Source organism: Actinomadura sp. HBU206391 (genome assembly GCF_014323665.1).
In the GTDB taxonomy this organism is placed as follows: Bacteria; Actinomycetota; Actinomycetes; order Streptosporangiales; family Streptosporangiaceae; genus Actinomadura_C.
Genome location: NZ_JABVEB010000229.1, coordinates 1 through 8,338, shown reverse-complemented (window position 1 = coordinate 8,338; position 8,338 = coordinate 1). Strand labels below are relative to the sequence as shown.

General features: G+C 69.7%; 6 protein-coding genes and 1 pseudogene. 5 read left to right on the top strand and 2 right to left on the bottom strand.

The window, feature by feature from the left end:
• Positions 1 to 949 (top strand): annotated as a pseudogene (locus HKK72_RS32175) (hypothetical protein); the annotation flags it as partial.
• 22 nt (positions 950 to 971) lie between these two features.
• Positions 972 to 2,459, top strand: coding sequence for a DUF1116 domain-containing protein (locus HKK72_RS32170; protein ID WP_187238201.1), 1,488 nt, complete (start codon positions 972 to 974; stop codon positions 2,457 to 2,459).
• A 55-nt stretch (positions 2,460 to 2,514) separates the two neighbouring features.
• Here HKK72_RS32170 and HKK72_RS32165 read toward each other — a convergent pair whose 3' ends face one another.
• Positions 2,515 to 3,180 carry a DUF305 domain-containing protein gene (locus HKK72_RS32165; protein ID WP_187238200.1) on the bottom strand — a complete coding sequence of 222 codons (666 nt, stop codon included), beginning with the start codon at positions 3,178 to 3,180 and terminating at the stop codon, positions 2,515 to 2,517.
• A gap of 173 nt (positions 3,181 to 3,353) precedes the next feature.
• Between HKK72_RS32165 and HKK72_RS32160 the strand changes: the two genes are divergently transcribed.
• The 3 genes from HKK72_RS32160 to HKK72_RS32150 all read left to right on the top strand — a co-directional run bounded on the left by HKK72_RS32160 (position 3,354) and on the right by HKK72_RS32150 (position 7,874).
• The gene (locus HKK72_RS32160) at positions 3,354 to 4,781 is read left to right on the top strand and encodes an LVIVD repeat-containing protein (protein ID WP_187238199.1); all 1,428 of its coding nucleotides are present in this window, start codon (positions 3,354 to 3,356) and stop codon (positions 4,779 to 4,781) included.
• A gap of 261 nt (positions 4,782 to 5,042) precedes the next feature.
• Positions 5,043 to 6,491: an LVIVD repeat-containing protein gene (locus HKK72_RS32155; RefSeq protein ID WP_187238198.1), complete on the top strand. Its 1,449-nt coding sequence runs from the start codon at positions 5,043 to 5,045 to the stop codon at positions 6,489 to 6,491.
• A 174-nt stretch (positions 6,492 to 6,665) separates the two neighbouring features.
• Positions 6,666 to 7,874, top strand: a complete 1,209-nt coding sequence (locus HKK72_RS32150) for a DUF6986 family protein (RefSeq protein ID WP_187238197.1) — start codon at positions 6,666 to 6,668, stop codon at positions 7,872 to 7,874.
• Between the two features lie 41 nt (positions 7,875 to 7,915).
• On the opposite strand, the gene HKK72_RS32145 is transcribed toward HKK72_RS32150, so the two are convergent.
• A partial coding sequence (locus tag HKK72_RS32145; protein ID WP_187238196.1) for an NTP transferase domain-containing protein occupies positions 7,916 to 8,338 on the bottom strand: 423 nt, incomplete at its 5' end.

The window sequence follows — 8,338 nt, the reverse complement described above, 5'->3', positions numbered from 1 at the left end:
CAGCGGCCGTTCCACGCTGCAGGCGCTGGCGGCGCTCGACGCCGACCCGGCGACCGAGCTGATCGTCATCGTGTCCAAGCCGCCCGCGCCCCGGGTCGCCGGCCTGATCCGCGAGGCCGTGCGGCGGCTGAGCACCCCCGTCGTGTTCGCACCGCTCGGGCCGGACGAGGACGACCTCACCACCGTCACGGAGCGGGCTCTGGGCCGGCTCGGCCGGGAGGTTCCCGGCTGGCCGCACTGGCCGGCCCCCGTCGCCCAGACTCCCGGGCCGGGCTTCCTGCGCGGCCTGTTCGTGGGCGGCACGCTGTGCGAAGAGGCCATGCTGATCGCCGCGGACGCGGTCGGCCCCGTGTGGTCCAACACGGTGCGGTCCAACACGGTGCGGTCCAACACGGTGCGGTCCAACACGGTGCGGCCCAACACGGTGCGGCCCAACACGGTGCGGCCCGACACGGTGCGCTCGAACACCCTGCGCTCCAGCACGATGTCCTCGGACACGGTGGGCTCCGACCTCCCGCTCACCGAGACCGGCGAGCCCGCGTGGTCGCACGGGGAGACCTCCCGTGGCCACTCCATGATCGACTTTGGCGCCGACGAGCTCACCCGCGGCCGGGCGCACCCGATGATCGACCCGACCCTGCGGCTGGAGCGGATCGCCGCGGAGGCCGCCGATCCCTCATGCGCGGTGCTGCTGCTCGACGTCGTGCTGGGCTATGGCGCCGAGCTCGACCCGGCGGCGCTGCTCGCCCCCGCGATCGAGGACGCCCTGGCCGCCCGTGGCGGCGATCTGGCCGTGGTGGTGTCGCTGTGCGGCACCGCCGCCGACCCGCAGGACCGCGACGGGCAGGCCGCCGCGTTGCGCGACGCCGGCGCGGCGGTCTTCTGCTCCAACGCGATGGCAGCCCGGCATGCCGTCTCGCTCGTCCAAGACCACCGACCGGACCAGTGATCGCGACCGAAGGGTCTTGACCATGCCGCAGGAGCACGCCGACCTCAGCGTCGTCGCCGACCCGCCGCGACCAGGCGCGAGATCTTCGGCGGACGGCCGCGGCGGCTCCAGGCTCGGCGGCCTGCTGACCCGGGAGCCGGGGATCATCGCGGCGGGCGCCCCGGTGCTGGCCGAGGCCCTGGCCCAGCAGGCCGTGCCGGTGCGGACCGTCGACTGGCGGCCACCGGCGCCCGGCGCGGCCGAGCCCCTCGCCACCGTGCTGGGCCATCCCGGGCACGCCGCGGCCGACGCGACCGCGGTGAAGCGCATGCTCACCGCCCGCCCACACCTCGTGGACGTACGTCCCGCCCACGAGGCGCTGGGCCTCACGGCGGGCACCTTCTTCCACGCCGGCCCACCGGTGACCTGGGAACGGGCGTCGGGCCCGATGCGAGGAGCCCTCATCGGCGCGATGCTCGCCGAAGGGCTGGCCGACGACGCCGAGGCGGCGGAGCGGATGCTCGCCCGTGGCGACGCGGGGCCGGTGACGCTCGACTCCTGCCACCACCACCGCACAGTGGGCCCGATGGCGGGCGTCGTCGGCCCCTCGATGTGGATGTTCGTCGTCGAGGACGCCGAGCACGGCGGCACCGCGTTCTGCTCACTGAACGAGGGCCTCGGCAAGGTGCTGCGGTACGGCGCGTACGGCCCCGAGGTGGTCGACCGGCTGCACTGGATGTCGGCGGTGCTCGGCCCGGCACTGCGCACGGCGGTCCACCGTCACGGGCCCGTCGATCTGAAGGCCATCATGGCCCAGGCCCTGCAGATGGGCGACGAGCTGCACAACCGCAACCGGGCCGCGACCTCGCTGTTCGTGCGCGAACTTGCGGCCGACCTCGCCGACGTCGAGGGCGGCGCCGACGTGCTGCGCTTCGTCGGTGGAAACGACCACTTCTTCCTCAACCTCGCGATGGCCGCGGGCAAGGCCGCCGCCGACGCCGCCCGCGACGTTCCCGGATCGAGCCTGGTGGTCGCCATGGCACGCAACGGCACCGACTTCGGCATCCAGCTCTCCGGCACCGGCGACCGGTGGTTCATCGGGCCCGCGGGGGTCCCCGACGGCCTCTACCTCGGCTCGTACGGCCCAGGGGACGCCAACCCCGACATCGGCGACTCGACCATCACCGAGACCACCGGGCTGGGCGGCTTCGCGATGGCCGCGGCCCCCGCGATCGTCCGGTTCATCGGCGGCGAGGTGCCCGACGCGCTCGCCGCGACCCAGCGGATGTACGAGATCACCCTCGCGGAGAACCCGGTGTTCCAGGTACCGATCCTGTCGTTCCGCGGTACCCCGACCGGCATCGACGCCGCTCTGGTCGCCCGTACGGGAATCCTCCCGGTCGTGAACACGGGAATCGCCGGTAGGGTCGCGGGCACCGGCCAGGTCGGCGCGGGACTGGTGTCGCCGCCCGCGAAGATCTTCACCGACGCCGTGACGGCGCTGGCCGGGACGCTCCGCCCGCCGGCCTGACCCCCGATCCCCTGCGACGAACGGGCGGCCGGGCACGACCCGGCCGCCACGCGGGTCACATCGGCTGGAGCAGGTCCTGCATGCGCCGGATCTCGGAGGCCTGGCCGGTGTTGACGTCGATCGCCATGCGGTTCACCGTGACGTCGGCGCCCGCCCCGAGCACCTCGTTCGCCATGGTGATCGCGCCCTTGTGATGGGCGATCATCAGCTCGAGGAAGAGCTTGTCGAACTCCTTGCCCGAGACCGCCTTGAGCTTGTTCATCTGCTCCGGAGTCGCCATCCCGGGCATCGCACCGGCGCCATGCGCTCCATGGCCGTGGCCGCCGCCCGCCGTGGACTTGCCCTGCGAGCGGAGCCACGACTGCATGGCGCTGATCTCCGGCCCCTGAGCGGCGCCGATCCGGTCGGCCAGCGCTCGGAGCTTGGTGTTCTGCGCCCGATCCTTCACCAGAGCGGTCATCTCGAGCGCCTGCTCGTGATGCGGGATCATCCGCTGCATGAAGCGGACGTCGGCGTCGTTGGCGGCGCGGACGCCCGAGTCGACGGTCTCGCCGGGCTTCGCGGTGCGGTTCGGCTCCCCCGGCCGGCCGGGCACGATCACCGGTGCCCCGGAGCCGACGACCCCTGGAGACGATCGGGGAGTTTTCTCATCACCGCCGCTGCACCCCGCGACCGCGAAGGCCGCGATCACAAGGCCGATTCCGGCCAGTTTCACGCCCATGTACGCCTGCCCACCTCCTGACCTGCACACAACTAGGCCGACCGTAGCGTGATCGCCCCATGGGCGGAAGGCACGGGTTCGCATCATTTGTCCCTACCCCTGGTGCCCCATACGACTCGATCACATACTGCTGGCAATTCATGTGAGCTCGGGGGAACGGAAGGGAGCAACGCGTGGCGTCCGGAAGAAGACGCAAGGTCTGGGCCGCTTTCGCCACCACAGTGGTGGCGGCCTTCACCTCTTTGACCTTGGCCTCGCCGACCACGGCGGCGCCGGCGTTTCCAGAGGTCGACGAGGTCGTTACGAGCGACAACGTCGAGCATGTGGCGAACATCCCGAAGCAGGCGCCATTCGACTCGCTGGCCAATCTGAACAGTGACATCGCGTTCCAGGGCAAATACGCCTTCGCCGGTAACTACGGCGGCTTCATGATCTACGACATCGGCAACCCCAAGAAGCCGAAGATCGTCACCCAGGTGGTCTGTCCGGGATCGCAGAACGACATCTCGGTGGCCGGGGACCTGCTGTTCCTCTCCACCGACTCCTCCCGGAACAACGACTCGTGCAGCAGCACGACGCAGCCCGTGACGGAACCGTCGTCGTGGGAGGGCATCAAGATCTTCGACATCAGCAACGTGCGCAGCCCGCGCTACATCAAGTCGGTCGAGACCGAGTGCGGGTCGCACACTCACACGATCTTGCCGGAGGGGAAGAACACGACGTACATCTACGTCTCGTCCTACCTCCTCGACCCACCCGCGACCGGGCCGGACTGCCAGCTGCCGCACGACAAGATCTCGGTCATCAAGGTCGACCACAAGAAGCCGACCAAGGCGGCCGTGGTCGCCGAGCCGGTGCTCTTCCCGGACGGCGGCAACCCCGGTGACGGCCTGCCCTACCCCGAGCTGACCAGGGCGACGACCGGCTGCCACGACCTGACCACCTACCCGAAGAAGAAGATCATGGCTGGTGCCTGCATGGGCGACGGCGTGCTCTTCGACATCACCAACCCGCTGAAGCCGAAGACGATCCACCGCGTGCAGGACGACCAGCAGTTCGCGTTCTGGCACTCGGCGACGTTCAACAACAAGGCCAACAAGATCGTCTTTACCGACGAACTCGGCGGCGGCGGCACGGCGACCTGCAACGACACCATCGGCTCCCAGAAGGGCGCCAACGGCATCTACGACATCGTCGGCAGCGGAAACAAGCGCAAGCTCGTCTTCCGCAGCTACTACAAGATCGACCGCGACCAGGCCGACACCGAGGTGTGCGTGGCCCACAACGGCTCGCTGATCCCGGTGCCGGGCAAGGACATCATGGTCCAGGCCTGGTACCAGGGTGGTGTCCAGGTATGGGACTTCACCAACTCGAAGCGCCCCAAGAGCATCGGCTTCTTCGAGCGCGGACCGCTGTCCGAGACCGAACTCCAAACCGCCGGCTCCTGGTCGGCGTACTGGTACAACGGCTACGTCTTCTCGAATGACATCCAGAAGGGCCTCGACGTCCTCGGCGTCAACGACGCCCGCCTCGGCCCGGCGAAGTACATCCGCTTCGACGAGCTGAACACGCAGTCCCAGCAGTCGTACCCGCAACGCTGACAGCACCGCTGACACGCGACGGCGGAAACGACCGCTGAAGTAGAGGTCCCCCGGGCAGCCGGCCCGGGGGGCCTCTCTTTTCGCCGGGTCTTCCGCAGGCCCCCGCGCCCCGCCCATGACTCCGCTCGCGCTCTCGTACCCGGTCCCTGTACGACATAAGACACAAGTCGGCATCAGTCAGATATACCGCTGGTGTCAGGACTTACTTGATCACATACTGCTGGCAGTGCACAGACTCGGGGGGACTGAAAGGAGTCATGCGTGGCGCACGCAAAAAAACGCAAGGTCTCGGCTTGGCTGGCCACTACCGTGGCAGCGGCCCTGACCACCTTCGCCCTGGCATCGCCGCCGGCGGCCGCGGCGGAGATTCCTCCAGTGGACGCGGTCGCCAAGAGCGACAACATCCGCCATCTGGCGAACATCCCGAAGCAGGCGCCGTTCGACAGTGAGGCGAACCTCAACAGCGACCTGGCGTTCCAGGGCAAGTACGCCTTCTCCGGCAACTACGCCGGAGTGACGATCCTGGACATCAGCAAGCCGAGCCGGCCGAAGATCGTCAGCCAGGTGGTCTGTCCTGGCTCGCAGAACGACGTGTCGGTCAACGGCGACCTGATGTACCTGTCGACCGACTCCGCCCGGTCGGACGACTCCTGTAACAGCACGAGCGCCACACCTCCGACGCCAGGCGGCTCCGGGGACGAGAACCCCGCGAACTGGCAGGGGATCAAGGTCTTCGACATCAGTGACGTGCGAAACCCGCGCTACGTCAAGTCGGTCGAGACCAAGTGCGGCTCGCACACCCACACGCTGGTGCCGGACAACAAGCGCCGGGCGGACTATCTGTACATCCAGTCGTACGGTCCGCAGGACAGATTCCCGAAGTGCCAGCCGCCGCACGACAAGATCTCCATCGTCAAGGTGCCGCGTGACAGGCCGACCGCCGCCGCCGTGGTGTCGGAGCCGGTCCTGTTCCCCGAGGGCGGCTTCGAGGGTGTGCCCGGCAGCTACCCGAACGGCAAGTCCGCCACCAGCGGCTGCCACGACATCACCGCCTACCCGGAGAAGGACCTCGCGGCGGGCGCGTGCATGGGTGACGGAGTCCTGTTCGACATCTCCGACCGGGCCCGCCCGCGGGTCATCACCGGGGTGCGCGACACGGTGAACTTCGCGTTCTGGCACTCGGCGACGTTCAACAACAGCGGCTCGAAGGTCGTCTTCACCGACGAGCTGGGCGGTGGCGGCACGGCCACCTGCAATGCCGCCATCGGCGACCTCAAGGGCGCCAACGGGATCTACGACATCGTGGGCAAGGGTCACAAGCGCAAGCTGGTGTTCCGCAGCTACTACAAGATCCCGCGGCACCAGGCCGACACCGAGAACTGCGTGGCCCACAACGGCTCGCTGATCCCGGTGAAGGGCAAGGACCTCATGGTCCAGGCGTGGTACCAGGGTGGCGTCTCGGTGTGGGACTTCACCGACTCCTCCCGCCCCCGGGAGATCGGGTACTTCGAGCGCGGCCCGCTGTCCGACACCAGGGCGGTCACCGGAGGCGCGTGGTCGGCGTACTACTACAACGGTTACGTCTACTCCAACGACATCCAGAAGGGCTTCGACGTTCTGGAGATCGATGACCGGCGGGTCAAGGACGCCAAGCGGGTCAGGCTCGACCAGCTGAACGTCCAGACGCAGCCGGACTACTACGACCGCTGATCCGGCGCCTGATCCAGGCCGCTGATCGGGTCCTCTGATCCGGCGAATGCACGATCACGAGTCCCCCGGGCCGCCGGCCCGGGGGACCTCGTCATCTGTGGGGTGGGCGGCGGAATGGCCACGACGGCTCCGACGGGGTGTCGTCAGCACCGGATCATGCGCGATCATAACGGGGTGAACTTGAGCGTTTCCTCGATCGACGACCTGTCCAAGCGCGTGCTGGCCGCCGCCGCGGAGCACACGAGGCACTTTCCCGATCCCAGTCCGGGCCGGCAACCGCTCCACACGGTGTACGTGCCCGCCGACCGGTTCGGCCCGTCCACGCCCCAGGACTTCGGGGCCGAGGCACTGCGATTGATCAACAACCACACGCCGGGCGTCGGCTCGTTCGGCGCCGCATTCGGGATCCAGCCGGATCTCGCGGGGACCGTCCGCGAGCGGGTCGCCGCCAAGCTGGCGACCGAGCCGATCGAGGATCTGCGCATCGACTTCGAGGACGGCTACGGCGTCCGCTCGGAGGCCGAGGAGGACGCGCACGTCGACCAGGTGGTCGAGGCGGTCGCCGTGGCCTACGAGCTGAAGACGCTGCCGCACTTCTGGGGCCTGCGGGTGAAGTCCTTCACCGACGGCGGGCACGAGCGCAGCATGCGGACGCTCGACGGCTTCCTGACCTCGCTGCGCGACCGGCTCGGGCGGCTTCCCGGCGGGTTCGTCATCACCTTCCCCAAGACGGTCATGCCCGAGCAGGTGGCCATCTTCGCCGACTACCTCACCCGGCTGGAGTCGGCGCTCGGCCTGCCGGTGGGCGTCCTTCAGTTCGAAGTGCAGATCGAGACGGCGGAGGCCGTCGTCAACCACCGCGGCGAACTCGGCCTGCGCCCGATCCTGGAGGCGGCGGCCGGGAGGCTCACCGGCGCGCACTTCGGGGTCTTCGACTACACCGCGGCCATCGGCCTGCCGCCGGACGAGCAGCGGCTCGACCATCCCGCCTGTGACTTCGCCCGCAACGTCATGCAGGTGAGCCTGGTCGGCACCGGCGTCCGGCTGTCCGACGGCTCCACCAACGCGGTGCCGCGCAGTGACAGCGCCGAACACGTGAGCGGCACCTGGGCGACGCACGCCGAGCACGTGCGCCACTCGCTGCGGAACGGTTTCTACCAGGGATGGGACCTGCACCCGGCGCATCTGCCGAGTCGTTACGCGGTGGTCTACGCCTTCCACCTGACGGGCATCGACGAGGACCTCGCCCGGGTCAAGGCCTGGCGTGAGCACAGCCAGCGGCAGGGCGGCGTGCTCGAGGAGCCCGCCACCGTCAAGGCCCTGAACGCCCGGCTGCGGCGCGCCGTGGACTGCGGCGCCCTGGAATCCTCAGCGGTGCAGTGACCCGCCGAGCCGGGTCGGCGGCAGGTGCCACCGGCCACGGCTCAATGGTCCTCTCGCACCGATCCCGCGGGGCTCTCGCCGTCCCGGTGGGCGTGCGGAGAACCGCTCAGCGCGTCGAGGTCCTCGGGGGTGTCGATGTCGGCGGGCGAGGCGACATCGTCGCACGGCACCGACGTCACGAGTTCGGGGTGCGCGCGGATGAAGGCCCGGGCGCCGACGTCTCCGACGGCCCGGGCGGCCGCCTCGGCGAAGTGCTCCCTGGCGATGAGCACGGGGTTGCGCGGCCTGCCGCCGTAGGTGGCGACGGCCACCGACGCGCCCGACTCGTGGGCCGCCGTCAGCCGGCGGACGGCGGCGGAGGTGACCCGCGGCTGATCGACCAGCGCCACCACCACGGCCGGGCACCGGGACGGCAGGGCCGCCAGCCCGGCGCGAAGCGATGAGCCCATGCCGGTGCGCCAGTC